This window comes from Chryseobacterium sp. HNCC26DJ240 (assembly GCF_057180485.1).
In genome coordinates, this window is record NZ_JBXUGK010000007.1 from 82093 (window position 1) to 97824 (window position 15732).

The window sequence follows — 15732 nt, forward strand, 5'->3', positions numbered from 1 at the left end:
ATTTGAGTGGAAAAAGATATAATTAAATTAAGTTTCGAAGAGGATTAGTAATGCTAAGTTAATCTTTGAATAATTTTTCGTTGACAATTCTAATAATTTTTCCGGTACCAATTAATTGTAAACTTTCATACAATTTAAAACCCATTCCTACCTTTAATTTTTCATTAAAATACTCTTGAGATAGTATGTCGATTTCTGCATTCACCATATCTCCCGGAAAAGCAAAATCTGTCCCAATATAAATTTGACGGGCAGAAGTTTGGTAATCATCAAAGTTGAAAACCAATTGACATCGGTAATCACTTTTTACATAATGATTTCTTCCCCCCTCATTTTCTTTCTTAAAATGAATTTGAGCTATAAAATCACATTTTGAATTTTCAGTTTCTAATTTATATTCATGAAAATATTCGTATGCATAACCTTCCAAATCTCCACCTTTAGATATTAAATTATCTTCTCCATCATAAATTTTAAAAGGTTCTTGTGTATCTCCAATACTTGCCGAACCGTCCAAACCAAGCAAAATTGTATAAAAGGTATCATCTAAAAGATAAGAAATGATCTTTTTGAATTTTTCAGTTTCAATCTCATTTAAATTTAATTCTTCAATTTTAGTTGAAACAAGACTTCTATATTCTGATTGAGTATCAAAACTGGAATTGAGAATATTTTGTTTTTTTAGATAGAAATTTTTTACGAATTCTTCGGTGGTCATTTTTATTTCACTTGATTTTCTAATTGATATGTATTATAACACTTTTTCACATCCTCATAAAATATTTTTTCAAAAGGAGAACCATTAAATTTAAATTTACAAAATATATGTGGGCAAGCATCATATTCATCTCCTCTAATATCGTAATCTAATATTTCTGAATAATTTAAACGTGCAACAGTGTAAACGCGAACTTTTTCTAATTCTTTATCATTTTCATAATTTGAGAATCGCCATAATTTGTTTGGGAGTAAAATAATAGTTTTTACTCCAACTATGAATTCTAAACCATTATGAAAGGGTTGATGAAATTCTGCCTTACACCAATTATAGGTATTAAATTCATTAGGTAAATTATTATGTGGATAATTAGAGTCATCAAATCTCCTTATCATCATTTGGGAATTCAATTCTCTGTTTTTTAGGGAATAGTTTATCCAAGGACTGAAATCTCTTTGAATTCTTTTTTTTAGACTTTGAATCTCATGGAATTGTTGTTCAGGATCACTTATTTTAATGATAAAATTTGGATAGTATTTATTTAAAAGAATTTTAAAATCTAATATTTTATCTTGAATAGTTTCCCATCCCCAATGAATAATTTCAAAATTACATTCATATTTTGTTTTTATTTCTTCACATATTTCATCAATATCTGGATGGTCCGAAATAGTAGAAGTTATAATGAGCATTGTGATATTTATTTTTAAGTCTTGTGACATAATTTTCTCTACATCTTTTTCTATATCGTTACACAATTCTCTTCTGATTATACTTTCTTTTCTCGTTAAATCCTTTTTTTTGCATTGAACTGCGATATCATGTTCAACTGAAAAAATATCGATTCCTTTTTGATTATGTCCTTGCTTTCCAAATTTCTTAAATGAAATTGTCTTATACTCATTGTTTAATAAGTCGCATATTAAATTTTCAAATATTGTCGCATTGTCAATTTTTACAAGTTGATGCATCATAGTATCTAATTTATTATAAAATTAGATTTATTTTAATGAATAAACAAAAAAGCAGAAGCCTAAACCCCTGCTCTTAAAATCAAATTCAAAAGAACTTATAAAGCTTTTTCCTTTTCAAAAATCTCACTCATCTCCCTCGAAGCTTCCACCATCGCTATCAACGCCTTTTCCGTTTCATCCCAATGACGGGTTTTCAGGCCACAATCAGGATTTACCCAAAGTTGCTGTGCCGGAATGACGGCTTTAGCTTTTTTCAACAGTTCTACCATTTCCTCTTTGGACGGAACTCTTGGCGAGTGAATATCATAAACTCCCGTTCCAATTTCGTTTGGATATTTGAAATCCGCAAAAGCTTTCAGCAACTCCATCTGACTTCTGGAGCATTCAATTGTAATCACATCGGCATCCATATCAGCGATATTTTGGATGATGTCATTAAATTCAGAATAACACATATGCGTATGAATTTGCGTCGCATCTTCCACACCGCTTGCCGAAATTCTAAATGCTTCAACTGCCCATTTTAGGTAATTCTGCCAGTCAGATTTTCTTAACGGAAGGCCTTCACGAATTGCTGGTTCATCAATCTGGATAATTCTGATCCCCGCTTTTTCCAAATCATTCACTTCATCACGAATCGCCAGTGCAATCTGTTTGCAAGTCGTTGAACGAGGTTGATCGTCACGCACAAAAGACCATTGAAGAATGGTCACAGGTCCCGTCAACATTCCTTTTACCCATTTTTGAGTTAAAGATTGAGCATATTCCGACCAATAAACCGTCATTGGATTCGGTCTGTGAACATCTCCGAAAATAATGGGAGGTTTCACGCAACGGCTTCCATAACTTTGAACCCAGCCGTTTTGTGTAAACGCAAATCCGGCCAATTGTTCTCCGAAATATTCTACCATATCGTTTCGCTCAAATTCTCCGTGAACCAATACATCAATCCCAATTTCCTCCTGCCAACGGATGGTTCTTTCGGTTTCCTGTTTCAATAAAGTATCGTATTGTTCGGCATTCAATTCACCTTCTTTGAATTTTGCTCTCCAGTTTCTCACTTCTTGTGTCTGCGGAAACGAACCGATCGTTGTTGTCGGAAACAAAGGAAGATTCAAAACTTTTTGCTGAGCCTCCTTCCTTACATTGAACGGCGAATTTCTCTGCGCATCTTCTTCAGTCGACACATCAACACGGTTTTTCACGTCCTGATTATGAATTAATGTTGAAATTTTACGGTTTTCAATCGCTTTTTTATTTTCCGCTAAAGCCTGTAAAGCATTATAATCCGGATTTTCTGAAGCCAATTTTTTTAAATTAACAATTTCAGTCACTTTCTGTTTTGCAAAAGCCAGCCATTGCTTGATTTCAGGAGATAAATTTTCTTCATTTTTCTCGGAATCAAGGTCAAAAGGAGAGTGCAGCAATGAGCAAGATGGTGCAATGAAGATTCTTTCTGAACCAATTTTTTCAACGGCTGTTTTAATAATATTTAATGAATTTTGAAAATCATTTTTCCAGATATTTCTTCCGTCCACGATTCCTAAAGAAAGACTTAATGTTTCAGGGATTGTATTTAAAACTTCATCCAATTCTTCAGGAGAACGAACTAAATCAATATGCAAAACATCGATTGGAAGCGAAGTTGCCAATGAAAGATTGTCTTTTAATCCTTCAAAATAAGTCGCAACAATTAACTTCAATTTCGGGAATTGTTTTCTGATTTCAGCATATATAAACTGATACGTTTCTTTCGCTTTTTCATTTAAATCTAAAGCTAAAAACGGCTCATCAAACTGAATATATTCCGCACCGTGATTTTCAAGTTCTTTTAAAATCTGAATGTAAACCTGAACTAAGTTTTGCGCTAAATCCAATTTATCAAAACCTTCTTCTTTCTCCTTTCCTAATAATAAATACGTCAGCAAACCGATAATCACAGGTTTTGCATTGATTCCTGACTGTTTTGCAGCAATAAATTCCTGAATAATTTTGTTGGAGAATAATTTAAACTCCTGATTTTTCTGGAATTCAGGAACGATGTAGTGGTAATTAGTATCAAACCATTTGGTCATTTCCATTGCGGTAATATCCAGACCGTCTTTCTGGAAACCTCTTGCCATTGCAAAATAAACATCCAGTTCAGACTTTTTCAAAGCAATTTCCTGATAACGTTCAGGGATTGCTCCAACCGTCAACGTCATATCCAAAACCTGATCATAATACGAAAAATCGTTGCACGGAATAAGGTCAATTCCCGCTTCCTTCTGCAGTTTCCAGTTGTTTTCTCTGATGGTTTTTCCGACTTCTAATAATTCTTCTGATGTGATTTTGCCCGCCCAATACTGTTCGTTGGCTTTTTTAAGCTCTCTTTTGGCTCCAATACGCGGGTAGCCGAGAAGGTGTGTCTTCATTTTTTTAATTTTAATTAAAGATTTTGGATTAAAAAATATCTTTAAAATCTGTTTTTTCCAGAAGAGGCAGGTCTCCTGGCTTGTAACAATTTTTATCATCCTTCCCATTTTCACAGTGGATATGTTTTCAATAAAAATTTTTGGGATATTATTTACAGTTGCGCGACAGCTCGTGATTTTCACACGATTCCCTTTTCATTTACTTTACGTAAAACCCTTTCCTTTTTAAAAATTTATTTTAAAGATTAATTGTTCTGTAAAAGTAGTTATTGAAGTGTTTTGTTTTGGTAAATGGTTTAAATAAAGGAAATAAAGCTTTATTAATATATATTTTCAGAATAAATTACTTTAAATTTGAATTTTAAACCTTGAAAAAGAAAATTATCCTGTGGAAAAGCTAGATGAAAAGGATGTGCAGCTCTTGAGAATCCTTCAAAAGAATGCAAAGCTGACCGTGAAAGAACTCGCTGCTGAAATTAATCTTTCAACATCACCTGTTTTTGAACGTGTAAAAAGACTGGAAAATGAAGGTTATATCAAACATTATTCTGCAGTTTTGGAAGCCGAAAAACTGAATCGGGGTTTCACCGTTTTTTGTCAAATCAAACTGAAAATTCATGACCGTTCGGTGGGAAACCGCTTTGTAGAAGATATTCTGAATATCGATGAAGTTGCTGAATGCTATAATATTTCCGGCGATTTTGATTTTCTCTTAAAAGTTCAGGTAAGAGATATGAAACATTATCAGGATTTTGTTTTCAATAAATTGGGAAGCGTAGATTCTATCGGCAGTACGCACAGCACTTTTGTGATGGCGGAGGTGAAGAATACGCATGGTTTGAGTATTTAATGTGAAGCTTTTATTTGATAGAGAATGGCGACTTTTTACATAGCATTATCTTTTCAAAGTAAGTCGAGAGTTTTTGTATATATATCTTACGTTGTTGTTGGGTATCATAATATCTTCGCTTCCAGGTTTTAATAATAAAGAATCAGATTTAAAACTAAAGATAATGTCACTGCTTGCTTCTTCGATATTAATAATATCAGTTAAAGATTTATCCATATCATCCGATTCAATATCTAAATTTCCGATGTACTGAATTTTATTGTTTTTGAGTAAAAAAGCTTCGCCGCCGAAGAAATATTCAAAAGCCATTTGACAAATGATTAAGACCTTATTGTTCGAATTGTTCTTGTAAAATTTTGGCTGATATAAATAGGTGTCGCCGGAACCTCGACCTTTAAATATAATTTCATTTTTGTTATTCAAAACCAATAGCCGTTGTCCGTAATCAGTTTCCGAATCTGGATTGACGATTTTTCCGTCTACAGGTGTAAAATATCCCGTAACAAATTTATTTCCTTGATAGGAAAATGAACTAATCACATCAAATCCTTTGAGATTTACATTCGATATAGAATCTGGTTTAAACTCAAAATATTGAATGTCTTCATTTGATGTATGATTTTCCGTAGTTTTCTTTTCAAATTTAACGTGAGTTGTTATCTGTTCCTGTGTTTCTTTTTTACAATGTATCAGATTTAAAGAAACCAAAAAGATAAGCAGTATTTTCTTCATTCAGTTATGCACTTAATTGAGGAAATTTTTTACGTACAAATTCATAAATATCTAAAACTTCCTGATGGGTGAGTTCCCGAGGAGTAATTGTTTCATTTTCAAAAGTAAATTGCAGAAATTTCTTCTTTATCGTAACAGATTTTATTTGCTTCAGTGGAAAGGTTTTTAAATAAGCTGAAGGGTTCAATGCATACCCTTTGTAATCGGAAGATTTCGTCGAAATACATTTAATAAAGTGTGAATTGATTTCAAAAATGTCATCGTTTTTTTTTACCCTAAGTTTCTTTATTAACCAAATAAAAAAATATACACATGATAAGAGTAAACAGTTTGCTATACACATCATTGTAGAAAAATCAAATATAAAACTTGTTAAAACAATGAATATTAATGTGGTAATGATGTTTAGTATAAATTTTTTGAAAAATAATTTATTTAAAACGAAAAATAAAGCGGCGAAAATCACAGCCGGAATTCCGGATTGCCATTCAATAATTGACATGGATATGGCAATACCAGAAAGACTACCAAGCATGATTGCTCCGACAATATTTCCTTTTCCATCTAAATTTTCCCTCTGTATTTTTAGATTATTCATTCACTATTCCGTGCCATTATAAATTTTCTTTTACTAAATCATTTTACTCGTACCACTCCTGCTCAAAAAACGTCAGTTTTGCACCATTCACAAAATCTTCCAGACTTGTTTGGGCGGTGGCTTTATCATTGGTAAGTTCAAAAAAATAGGTAACAGAATTGGGAAGATTGCTGTTTTTTGAAATGACTTTAAATCTTTTTACACGCTCATTACCTTTAAAATAAGTTAATTCCTGAAGCTGGCTCAACTTTAAACTTTTAATATCAAAAGCGGCTTTCCAGTCTTTCTGGATTTTCATAAAACGCTTCTGGGTGCGGTCTGTAGTTTCTTCTTTGTATTTTTCTGCCTGATAATCTGAGATGAGTTGTGGATAAATCAAACCGTTTTTCAGAATGATTTGAATATTTTTTTCAGTAGGATCAAAGGTTACCGTTTTCTTATCAAAACTCACAGAATTATTGTTAACCGTAATAGTTCCGCCAAATTTTTTTAAGTTTTGCTTTTTATAATTTTTCTCAAAATATTCGATGATTTTTTTGTCCTTAGGGCTTAAGGTTTGACTCTTCTGAGCAAATACCATCGCCGAAAAACTTAAACAAAATATCATCAAAAAACGAATTTTCATAATGGGTGATTTTAATAAATTTAAATTAAATTTTTAAGACGCAAATGCTGAAGCAGCATAATTGTCTTTGCATCTTTTATCTCTCCTGAATCAATCATTTCAAGAGATTTTTCAATATTAATTTCCAGAACTTCAATGTTTTCGCCCTCTTCTTCAAGTCCGCCACCATCGTTTATTTTCATGTCATCAGCATATTCGGCGATAAAAAAATGCAGAATTTCCGTCACAGATCCTGGCGACATGTAGGCTTCAAATATTTTTTCAACTTTAGAAATTTTATATCCGGTTTCTTCCTCTGTCTCTCTTTTTATGCAGTCTTCAGGATTATCGTTGTCCAAAAGTCCGGCACATGCTTCAATCAGCATTCCTGTTGAGTTACCGTTGATGTAAGTGGGAAGACGGAATTGTCTCGTTAAAATTACATTTTTAGAATTGATATTATACAGCAAAATGACGGCTCCGTTGCCTCTGTCATAGGCTTCACGACTGTGTGTTTCGGTTTGTCCGTTTTCTTTTTTGATGTTGAAAGTTACTTTTTTCAAAGTGTACCAATTATCAGATAAAATTTCTGTTTTTTCAATGTTTATTGTAGGTTGTAGCATTTTTATTTTAAAGCTTCTTATTTTTAAACAAATTTCTCAATGCATTTTCCAGATCCGGAAATTTAAATTCAAATCCGGATTTTTGTATCTTTTCTGAAGACGCCCGTGAACCTTCCAAAAGTGCAACCGAAAGTTCGCCAAACAAAAGTTTTAAAACAAAGGCTGGAACATTGGGCATAAATAAAGGTTTTTTTAAAACTTCCGCAATTTTTTTCGTGAAATACTGATTCGTTGCGTGCTCCGGAGCTACTGCGTTGAAAGCCCCTTCAACAGATTTATTTTTTAAGGCAAACTCATAAATTCTGCAAATATCATCAATGTGAATCCACGGCATGTATTGTTTTCCCGTTCCGATGGGTGATCCTATGCCCATTTTTATTGGTGTTGACATTTTCGGGAGTGCGCCTTCGTTTTCGGTCAATACAACTGCAGTTCTTACTTTTACAACTCTTTCAGCAACATTATTTTCTTTAAACTGATCGGCTGATTTTTCCCATAAAACCACAACTTTACTCAAAAAATCATTTCCGGCAGAATCGTTTTCATTAAAAATATGTTCTGTAGTTTCCGTTCCGTAATAGTTGATTCCCGAAGCTGAAATAAAAGATTTTAATATGATATTTTTCCTTTGTAAAGCGTTTAAAAGCAGTTGTGCAGAATCTGTCCGGCTCTGTATGATTTCCTGTTTTCTTTCGGGAGTCCATCTTTTTTCGGCGATATTGGCTCCCGCAAGATGAATGATGTGCGAAACATTATCCAAAGCTTTTTCGTCAATGGTTTTGTTTTTCAAATCCCATTCAAAATCATTTGGATTTTTCTTTTTTCGGGTAAGAAAACGGATTTCAAAATCTGATTGCAATCTTTCAGCGAGTTTTCGGGCAATGCTTCCGCCGGCTCCGGTGATGAGGACTGTTTCTTTCATTTAATCAAGAGTTTTTTACAATCAGAACAAAATCTTCTTCCAGCATTTTGTAACCGTGATCGTAAATAAATTTGTATTCTGAACCGTTTTTATAAACCTTCAGATTTGTAAAATAATTGAAATCAAATCCCAAGCCATCGAGTTTTGCTTTGGCGATTTTCGTTTTGCCTTCGATGTTAATTTCGCTCAGAATCCTGTAATTTCTGCGGAGTTTATTGTTCACATTCCGCATCAGATTGCTTGAATCTTTATTCTGTTTATTGTTAAAAGCGTTTCTACAGGCATCATTACAGAATTTTTTGTCGGATCTGCCGATGATTTTTTCGCCGCATTCTATACATTCCATGATAATTAATTTTTCAATGTGTGTTTGTGTTTTTTATCTAAAAGTCTCTTCCATTTTTTGCTGTTCGGATAGTTTCTGTTTTTAGTTAAATTATTAAAAACTAATGCAACAAAAAGCAAAATAAGACAGCCCGAAAGTACAGGTGAAAGAACGTACCAAAATCCAAGCTCAGGAATTTTACCCGTTGAGCTCACTGCAATCAAAGCTGTTGCTCCGCCCGGTGGATGAAGCGTTTTGGTATATTGCATCGCTACAATTGAAAGCGCAACCGCCAAAGGTGCGGAAATCCAGATTATATCTGGAACTATTTTAAAAACTGCAACACCGATAATCGCAGAAATCACATGACCTCCAATCAAATTTCTGGGTTGGGCCAGCGGACTTTGAATCGCACCGTAAATTAAAACAGAAGAAGCTCCAAAAGAGCCAATAAGAAAGATATTTTCCTGCTCAAATAAATATTTTGACTGTAGAAAAGCGATAATTCCAATTCCGAAAAACGCACCGAGAAATGACCAGAAATGCTCTTTGTAATCAACAAGTGTTTCTTTATAGATTACATATTTTGATACACGGTAGGTTCTTTTGAGCGTCTTCTTCACAGGAATTTTATTGGAAACTGAAAGATACAAAAATTATCCGTTTGTAAACGGCTAGTGAAGAAAAATAAAAGAGGGATAAAGTTTTTAACGCAATGAGCGCAAAGTTAATTTAAATGAATTGAAAACATTTTCCGCAAAGGCACTTCGTTCAGCAATGACATATTGTCTTCATAGCTGAGTGAAACGCCTTAGCGAACGGAAAATATTCTCAAACATAAAAGAATCTTAGTGTCCGTTGCGTTAAAAATATTTTGGACAATCAAAATTTAAAATTTTTTATTTCCAAAAAAAAATCTCACATTTGCCCAATCAATGGGGTGCTGCACGATTGCGGCTGAGATGATACCCGGGAAATTTTTCCACACCTGATTCGGATAATGCCGACGTAGGGATTTTTTTGATTTATCATCTCATCATTTAATTTATATAAGTTAATTTGATGCAGGAAATTTTACAACAAACCACTTGGCAGGAATGGCTGGGTGTCTGTTTTTCGGTTTGCCAGGTTTTATTGGCGAAAAAAAACAATTCAAACAATTATCTTTTCGGGATTGCCGGAATTTCACTTTCACTTTATGTGATGTTTTTTGCCAAACTTTATGCAGAATTTACGCTCAATCTCTACTATCTCGTGATGAGCATTTATGGGTGGCTGTATTGGAAATTCGGTAAAAAACACAAAGAAACTGAGATTTCAGAAACTACAAATCAGGAAAAACTGATTACTGTGGGAATTGTGGTTGCCACTTTCAGTTTGTTTTGGTATTTCCTAACTCATTTTACAGATTCAGATGTTCCTGTTTTAGATTCATTAGTCAGTGCATTTGCCTGGGCAGGAATGTGGTTGATGGCTCGCCGAAAAATCGAAAACTGGATTTTACTGAACATGAGCAACATTATAGCAATCCCTTTATTGATTCACAAAGGATTGTTTTTGTATGCAGGTTTAACGGCTTTTCTGTTCACCGTTGCCATTTTTGGTTATTTAGAATGGAGGAAAATTATTAAAACTAAAGTTAATGTTGTCGGCTAAACAGATAAGAGAAGCAATGCTCGGAAATTCAGAAGTTCCAGCCGAAGTTATTGATCAGATTCATCATGAAAGACTTCTTCAAATCTGGGTTCCCAAAATCTATGGCGGACTCGGATTGCGTTTAAATCAAGGTTTGCAAATTCTTTTTGATTGGTCTAAAATAGACGGAAGTTTGGGTTGGATGTTGACCTTATGTTCGGGAGCTAATTTTTTCTCGAGAAATTTAAAACCACACATTGCAAAAGAACTTTTTTCAAACCCCAAAACCTGTTTCGGAGGAAGTGGAATGATTGGCGGAACTGCCGAAAAGCAAAGCGACGGAACATTTATCATTAACGGACTTTGGCATTTTGCAACCGGAGCACCACATTTGAGTCATTTTTCTTTGAATGCAAAACTGACTGAAAACGGAAATCCTTTGTTGGATCAAAATGGTTGTGAAATCATTCGTTCGTTTGTTATTTCTAAAGATGATGTGGAAATTATTCCCAACTGGAAATCGATGGGAATGAAAGCTACGGGAACGTATTCATTCAAAGTTGAAAATGTAAACGTTTCGGAAGATTACAGTTTTGTTTATGATGAATTTTTCACGGATGATGTTTTAGATCAGATTCCGTTCAGGATTTTTGCAGATTTGACTTTACTGGTCAATTATCTTGGAATGGCGGCGCATTTTTCTGAGGAATCCATTTTGATCAGACCGAATATTGACTTAAATTCTTTCGATAAATTAGTGGAAGATATATTGAAACAAGTTTTAGATTTTTGCAATGAGGTTGAAAAAAACTTAGAATCAACACAGGAGATTTTCTCCAAAAAGCAATCTGAAATTCATCAATTTTGCGAAAACCATTTAGAGAAATTATCGCATCAGATATTGGAAATTTATTTTCAGTTGGGAGTTAGGGCAACGCATACAGATTCTGAAATTTATCAGGTTTTTTGTGACTATTTTACGGCGACGCAGCATGCGAATTTTAGGAGGGAATTTTTGTGATTTGCTTCGAATTCAAAGCAATAAATCATCTAGATATTTGAATAAAAGAAATTTAAATATGAATTATTGCTATTTTTTACAAAGTACATTTCTGTTTTTATCCCGAACTCAGGTTAATTAGTAAAAAATATATAAATGTTTTTTTAATACTTGTTTAGATTTCTGCCCACTCTTTAATTCTACTACTAAAATTTTGTGGCTTTGCGATTTTGCAACATAGCAAACCATTCAGACTCAATTTTATCAAAAACTTGTTGAATGCGAGAATTATTTTAGTCAAATTCTTCCTGATACTGATCTTTTTCACTCAACAGTTTAATTCCATTACTCCAAATTACTTTGTGCTTACTTTTATCTTCCATGTTGAGTGAATAGTCTACCACTTCATCGTTAGTTTTGTAAATATCATCTATGGTTACTAAACCCACTTTAGTAAGCTCTACTTGTTTACCATAAATACTGTTTTCATCCGGATAATTAAATTTTAAATTTTTTCGAACTGTTCCAGTCAATGTTATTTTTGATTTTGGTGTAATTTTTTCACGAAATGGAACATTGCTGTCACATCCCCGAGTATAAAAATAAATATAGTTATTGTTAATCTGAAAGTTGTGATGCCATGAACAAGTCATCAACCATACGTATATATCTCTTTGTCCGGTATTTTCAATTTCGACTGTTATGTCGTAATAATGTACAGCTACAGAGTCTGTATAAACATTTAGACCTTGTTGTCCTATTTGATCTCTTACCCAGGGATCATTTTTACTCAAGGATTTAGTATATTCCTTTTTAAGATTAAGTTTGACCTTTACTGGATTAGTATCTGTCTGCTTACATCCAAAATTTAGAGTTAAAACCAATAGCAGAAAAAATATAAAGATTGATTTCATAGGTTTAAATGTTGGAGATTTATTGTATAAAGTGTTTTGAGGCTTGAAAAAGGTGGATAGATCGAAGACGATTTTTTAACTAAAATACAAATTTCTATCAAAGCTCAGAACGTAAATTTATAAGTTTCCTATTGGCAAGACATGTTAGCAGAAGTATTATTTTTTTTCAAGTCTTTCGATGGTTTTTAGGATTATTTCTCTGTTTTTATGTGATGAAATCCATTTTGGCAATCTGCTTCCTATGCTTTTATTGCTCATATTTTCAATATTTCTTTCTCTCAATTTAGCAGAAACAAAGCCTTTAATAAAGTTTAAATGTTCATAATTATAAGCCCAAAATAAATTTTCTCCAACGTTTGTTGATAACCATAATGGTAAATGAAAATATGGGTCAATTCCTCCTCCAATTGCAACTATATTTTTGATTAAATTATTTGGATTTTTTTTGTTTGAATGTCCAATATATTCTTTTTCAGGAGTTTTATTGAACCCACAATTTGTACAAACCAATTTAACATTTTCATCATAAAATTTTTCAGATTTTACCGTTGCTTTTTTATCGCAATTTGGACAGATAACATAAACTTCCCTGGTAAAATCATAAATTAAAGTTTCATAAGAATTTTTATTGCGAATTTCATTCATCTTAATTTGTGTTTTTTTAAGGGTACAGCTTTTTTAAATATTGCAGCTAACGGTTTGGGGCTTTGAGATAGTAGGGTAATCGAAGCACAAATTTTCAATTTTTACAAAAGTTGAACCGAAGAACCGCTGTTGAACTTTGCAGATTCGCCCCACTATTGCAAAACCCTTGTTGTACGCAGTTTTTTTATTTCTTGTACATTGTTAATTCAACAAGGTTTTCATTAAAAACTAACTTTATTACTTTGTTTTCATTTTTCCATTCTTGAATTCCATTTTTATTACTTTGTTTGTCATTAAATGGTTTTCCTAATTTATTTGTCAAATAATTTGAAATCCAATTAAATTTTGATTTATATAAAAAATCGGATTTGTCTTCTTTCATTGAATCTTCAATTGCATCCACAATATTTTCAAATCTTAATTTATTTTTCCCCCATTCGAACTCAATCAATTCAACCGATTTTTCTTTTGTAGTATAATAATATGATGTATTTAATTTTACCTTCGAATTTTCTATCTTCCTATAAATTCTTGGAGTTTCTATCTCTTTTCCGTCCAGTAGATAATGAGAAATTTTACGATTTTGCGTGATGTCTGTCGCATTTTCTTTTTGTTCAATAGAATCAATGTCTTTAAGAAATAATTTATCAAAATTTGAGAAATAATAGTCAAAATTATTTTCAAACCATTGTTTCATTTTTGCTTCTCCTAGTACACTTTCCTTAAATGTATTTCTAAAAGTTGTTACCAAAATATCATTCTCGTTTATTTCTAAAATACCATATTCATTTTCCTTTTTTGTTGAAAACTGAATTGTTTGGTATTTGTTTTTTTGAATTTGATTTCTCCAATCGTAACTCCAATGATAAGAAATCATATCAGTTTGTAAATCATATACTTTAGTTAATATTTTATCATCAATTATTCCAATTTTTGTCGAAATACTGTCTTTGTAAATATGATATAATTTGTCATTTGAAATAAATGAAGTTGCAAATGAAAATTTTGGGTTGAAATAATAGTCATTTTTGTATTCATAAATAATTTCAGCACCTTTCAAAGAATTACTTCCTTGCCGAAAATAATTTTCTGTTAAAACTGCTTTTTTATAATCATAAGGTTCTTTGCTTAATTCCATTTTTTGAGGATTAGCAATTTTAAGAATTTTATTTCCTAATGTTACGAAATAAACATCCTGTAACTTATTGATAATTGGGCTTGAACCTGCAAATTCGTACTGTTTATTAGTCTTTTTATCATTAAACCAAATTACTCCTCCCCATTCTCCAAAATCTAAAGAATAAACATTGTAATTATCGTCTTCATAAAACAAATCAATTGCTTTTTTAGTTTCAATCCATTTGTTATTTTCTAAGTAGAAAGTATTTTGGTCGTAGTATTCAGTTGTAAAAATTGTGTCATTTTTCACATACAAATCATAATAAAATGTCTGTAATTTTTCGGGAACAGTAATTTTTGACTCTGTTTTGCCATTTTTGTCAAGAATATAAAAATGATGTGTTGAGCCAGAACTAAATTTATCATTATCAGTAGTAAAATAACAATAGAATTTTCCGTTATGTTTTAGCCAAGGTCCAGGACTTCCTGGAATATTTATTTCAAAATTTTCATATTTCACATTAAAATCTTGTTCTTGTGATTGACAAGATTGTGTAAATAAAAGTAAAATAATGATTTGGAATAGTGTTTTCATAAAATTGCGCACAACATCCAAATTTACGCAATACCGAAATAGAATCAAAAAAATATTATATTTATTAATTATTTGATTTTCAATAATAAAAACATTTTCAAACGACTACAAACGAATTTAAATAGTTTACAACCGAATAAATTTCCAAACCTGATGAATCTTTGCAACAGAGATTTGAGAAAATAAAGTGAACGTCTCTTATCTGAATAATTAATCAAATAAAATACAAAATTATGTCACTAAGAAATCGCGTAACATTAATCGGTTACACAGGAAAAGAAGTTGAAATCGTAAACTTCGAAAAAGGTAAAATTGCAAAAGTATCTTTGGCAACCAACGATTATTACACCAACGCAAAAGGTGAAAAAGTAGAAGAAACGCAATGGCACAATCTTGTTGCCAACGGAAAACTGGCAGACATTATGGAGAAATATGTACAAAAAGGAAAAGAGATTTCTGTGGAGGGAAAAATTGTGTACAAATCGTATGACGATAAAGACGGGAATAAAAGATTCATCACAGAAATACGAGTTGATGAACTGGTACTTTTAGGTAACAGACAAGGTTAAATCTTAAAAATATCAGCCATGCATATTAAAGTTTTTAAAGTGAGAATTGCTGAAGAATTTCTAATGGGCGATCAGCAGAAAGTAGATCATTTTCTTGTGGAGAATGAGGTTGTAAAGTTTGAAACGGCTTTCGTAACAGAAGATCAGTCGTGGTCTGTAATTCTTTATTACAGAAAGTTTCCTGAAACTGCCAATTTTGTAAAAGAAACAAAATCTCAGAAATATTCTGCCGAAGATGATGTTTTAACAGACAGCGAAATAAAAATTTTTGAAGCGCTGAAAATGTGGAGGTCAGAAAAAGCCAGAGAACAGAATCTTCCAACGTATTTTATTGCGACCAACAAAGAACTGACTTCTGTTGCCAAGTATAAACCTTCAAAAAAACAGGAACTTCTCGATATCAAAGGTTTCGGAAAGCATAAAATAGAAAATTATGGCGAAGAAATTATAGAAATTCTGGAAAGCGTGTGATTATGAAAACAAAATGATGAAAAT

General features: G+C 32.2%; 18 protein-coding genes and 1 riboswitch. Of the genes, 5 read left to right on the forward strand and 13 right to left on the reverse strand.

The genetic code is table 11. The features are described 5' to 3' along the window. Positions 1 to 58: 58 nt before the first annotated feature. From AC2A1G_RS14620 to metE, 3 genes are all read right to left on the reverse strand, one after another. A complete protein-coding gene (locus AC2A1G_RS14620) occupies positions 59 to 718 on the reverse strand; it encodes a hypothetical protein (protein WP_484047653.1) in 660 nt (219 codons plus the stop codon). Positions 719 to 720: 2 nt separating this feature from the next. Further along, complete coding sequence (locus AC2A1G_RS14625; RefSeq protein WP_484047654.1) at positions 721 to 1692, reverse strand: hypothetical protein; 972 nt, start codon at positions 1690 to 1692, stop codon at positions 721 to 723. Positions 1693 to 1787: 95 nt separating this feature from the next. Beyond that, on the reverse strand, positions 1788 to 4106 hold the full coding sequence (gene metE, locus AC2A1G_RS14630; RefSeq protein WP_484047655.1) for a 5-methyltetrahydropteroyltriglutamate--homocysteine S-methyltransferase: 2319 nt from the start codon (positions 4104 to 4106) through the stop codon (positions 1788 to 1790). 48 nt (positions 4107 to 4154) lie between these two features. Further along, a riboswitch (cobalamin riboswitch) is annotated at positions 4155 to 4340 on the reverse strand. Between the two features lie 154 nt (positions 4341 to 4494). Here metE and AC2A1G_RS14635 point away from each other — a divergent pair. Continuing rightward, entirely contained in the window at positions 4495 to 4956 is a 462-nt protein-coding gene (locus tag AC2A1G_RS14635; protein WP_484047656.1) for an Lrp/AsnC family transcriptional regulator, read from the forward strand. Positions 4957 to 5001: 45 nt separating this feature from the next. Here AC2A1G_RS14635 and AC2A1G_RS14640 read toward each other — a convergent pair whose 3' ends face one another. From AC2A1G_RS14640 to AC2A1G_RS14670, 7 genes are read right to left on the reverse strand one after another with little or no spacing between them, the layout of a single operon-like run. Further along, on the reverse strand, positions 5002 to 5688 hold the full coding sequence (locus tag AC2A1G_RS14640) for a hypothetical protein (RefSeq protein WP_484047657.1): 687 nt from the start codon (positions 5686 to 5688) through the stop codon (positions 5002 to 5004). Positions 5689 to 5692: 4 nt separating this feature from the next. Beyond that, complete coding sequence (locus tag AC2A1G_RS14645; RefSeq protein ID WP_484047658.1) at positions 5693 to 6286, reverse strand: hypothetical protein; 594 nt, start codon at positions 6284 to 6286, stop codon at positions 5693 to 5695. Positions 6287 to 6329: 43 nt separating this feature from the next. Next, positions 6330 to 6911, reverse strand: coding sequence for a hypothetical protein (locus AC2A1G_RS14650; protein WP_484047659.1), 582 nt, complete (start codon positions 6909 to 6911; stop codon positions 6330 to 6332). 20 nt (positions 6912 to 6931) lie between these two features. After that, positions 6932 to 7513 carry a GDP-mannose pyrophosphatase NudK gene (gene nudK / locus AC2A1G_RS14655; RefSeq protein ID WP_484047660.1) on the reverse strand — a complete coding sequence of 194 codons (582 nt, stop codon included), beginning with the start codon at positions 7511 to 7513 and terminating at the stop codon, positions 6932 to 6934. Positions 7514 to 7520: 7 nt separating this feature from the next. Continuing rightward, on the reverse strand, positions 7521 to 8435 hold the full coding sequence (locus AC2A1G_RS14660) for a TIGR01777 family oxidoreductase (RefSeq protein ID WP_484047661.1): 915 nt from the start codon (positions 8433 to 8435) through the stop codon (positions 7521 to 7523). 4 nt (positions 8436 to 8439) lie between these two features. Further along, positions 8440 to 8781, reverse strand: coding sequence for a hypothetical protein (locus AC2A1G_RS14665; protein ID WP_484047662.1), 342 nt, complete (start codon positions 8779 to 8781; stop codon positions 8440 to 8442). Between the two features lie 5 nt (positions 8782 to 8786). Next, positions 8787 to 9383: an HPP family protein gene (locus tag AC2A1G_RS14670; RefSeq protein WP_484047663.1), complete on the reverse strand. Its 597-nt coding sequence runs from the start codon at positions 9381 to 9383 to the stop codon at positions 8787 to 8789. A gap of 436 nt (positions 9384 to 9819) precedes the next feature. On the opposite strand from AC2A1G_RS14670, the gene pnuC reads away from it, so the two are divergent. Together pnuC and AC2A1G_RS14680 are read left to right on the forward strand one after the other, a co-directional pair. Then, complete coding sequence (gene pnuC / locus AC2A1G_RS14675; RefSeq protein ID WP_484047664.1) at positions 9820 to 10416, forward strand: nicotinamide riboside transporter PnuC; 597 nt, start codon at positions 9820 to 9822, stop codon at positions 10414 to 10416. Continuing rightward, positions 10403 to 11416 (forward strand): acyl-CoA dehydrogenase family protein, encoded by a 1014-nt coding sequence (locus tag AC2A1G_RS14680; protein WP_484047665.1) that lies wholly within the window; start codon positions 10403 to 10405, stop codon positions 11414 to 11416. The genes pnuC and AC2A1G_RS14680 overlap by 14 nt, the downstream gene beginning before the upstream one ends. A 272-nt stretch (positions 11417 to 11688) precedes the next feature. Here AC2A1G_RS14680 and AC2A1G_RS14685 read toward each other — a convergent pair whose 3' ends face one another. The 3 genes from AC2A1G_RS14685 to AC2A1G_RS14695 all read right to left on the reverse strand — a co-directional run bounded on the left by AC2A1G_RS14685 (position 11689) and on the right by AC2A1G_RS14695 (position 14668). After that, positions 11689 to 12309 (reverse strand): hypothetical protein, encoded by a 621-nt coding sequence (locus AC2A1G_RS14685; RefSeq protein WP_484047666.1) that lies wholly within the window; start codon positions 12307 to 12309, stop codon positions 11689 to 11691. A gap of 156 nt (positions 12310 to 12465) precedes the next feature. Further along, complete coding sequence (locus AC2A1G_RS14690) at positions 12466 to 12954, reverse strand: zinc ribbon domain-containing protein (RefSeq protein ID WP_484047667.1); 489 nt, start codon at positions 12952 to 12954, stop codon at positions 12466 to 12468. Between the two features lie 184 nt (positions 12955 to 13138). Beyond that, complete coding sequence (locus AC2A1G_RS14695) at positions 13139 to 14668, reverse strand: hypothetical protein (protein ID WP_484047668.1); 1530 nt, start codon at positions 14666 to 14668, stop codon at positions 13139 to 13141. A gap of 233 nt (positions 14669 to 14901) precedes the next feature. On the opposite strand from AC2A1G_RS14695, the gene AC2A1G_RS14700 reads away from it, so the two are divergent. Both AC2A1G_RS14700 and AC2A1G_RS14705 read left to right on the forward strand, forming a co-directional pair. Further along, positions 14902 to 15237, forward strand: coding sequence for a single-stranded DNA-binding protein (locus AC2A1G_RS14700; protein ID WP_056082386.1), 336 nt, complete (start codon positions 14902 to 14904; stop codon positions 15235 to 15237). 18 nt (positions 15238 to 15255) lie between these two features. Continuing rightward, positions 15256 to 15708 (forward strand): HRDC domain-containing protein, encoded by a 453-nt coding sequence (locus AC2A1G_RS14705; protein WP_484047669.1) that lies wholly within the window; start codon positions 15256 to 15258, stop codon positions 15706 to 15708. Positions 15709 to 15732 lie beyond the last annotated feature (24 nt).

Excerpts from the sequence above, each read along its gene's own strand:
- AC2A1G_RS14695 (WP_484047668.1), bottom strand. The coding sequence starts at position 14,668 with ATGAAAACACTATTCCAAATCATTATTTTACTTTTATTTACACAATCT.
- AC2A1G_RS14705 (WP_484047669.1), top strand. The coding sequence starts at position 15,256 with ATGCATATTAAAGTTTTTAAAGTGAGAATTGCTGAAGAATTTCTAATG.
- AC2A1G_RS14620 (WP_484047653.1), bottom strand. The coding sequence starts at position 718 with ATGACCACCGAAGAATTCGTAAAAAATTTCTATCTAAAAAAACAAAAT.
- metE (WP_484047655.1), bottom strand. The coding sequence starts at position 4,106 with ATGAAGACACACCTTCTCGGCTACCCGCGTATTGGAGCCAAAAGAGAG.
- AC2A1G_RS14640 (WP_484047657.1), bottom strand. The coding sequence starts at position 5,688 with ATGAAGAAAATACTGCTTATCTTTTTGGTTTCTTTAAATCTGATACAT.
- AC2A1G_RS14625 (WP_484047654.1), bottom strand. The coding sequence starts at position 1,692 with ATGATGCATCAACTTGTAAAAATTGACAATGCGACAATATTTGAAAAT.
- AC2A1G_RS14685 (WP_484047666.1), bottom strand. The coding sequence starts at position 12,309 with ATGAAATCAATCTTTATATTTTTTCTGCTATTGGTTTTAACTCTAAAT.
- AC2A1G_RS14650 (WP_484047659.1), bottom strand. The coding sequence starts at position 6,911 with ATGAAAATTCGTTTTTTGATGATATTTTGTTTAAGTTTTTCGGCGATG.
- AC2A1G_RS14680 (WP_484047665.1), top strand. The coding sequence starts at position 10,403 with ATGTTGTCGGCTAAACAGATAAGAGAAGCAATGCTCGGAAATTCAGAA.
- nudK (WP_484047660.1), bottom strand. The coding sequence starts at position 7,513 with ATGCTACAACCTACAATAAACATTGAAAAAACAGAAATTTTATCTGAT.
- AC2A1G_RS14660 (WP_484047661.1), bottom strand. The coding sequence starts at position 8,435 with ATGAAAGAAACAGTCCTCATCACCGGAGCCGGCGGAAGCATTGCCCGA.
- AC2A1G_RS14645 (WP_484047658.1), bottom strand. The coding sequence starts at position 6,286 with ATGAATAATCTAAAAATACAGAGGGAAAATTTAGATGGAAAAGGAAAT.
- AC2A1G_RS14700 (WP_056082386.1), top strand. The coding sequence starts at position 14,902 with ATGTCACTAAGAAATCGCGTAACATTAATCGGTTACACAGGAAAAGAA.
- AC2A1G_RS14690 (WP_484047667.1), bottom strand. The coding sequence starts at position 12,954 with ATGAATGAAATTCGCAATAAAAATTCTTATGAAACTTTAATTTATGAT.
- AC2A1G_RS14665 (WP_484047662.1), bottom strand. The coding sequence starts at position 8,781 with ATGGAATGTATAGAATGCGGCGAAAAAATCATCGGCAGATCCGACAAA.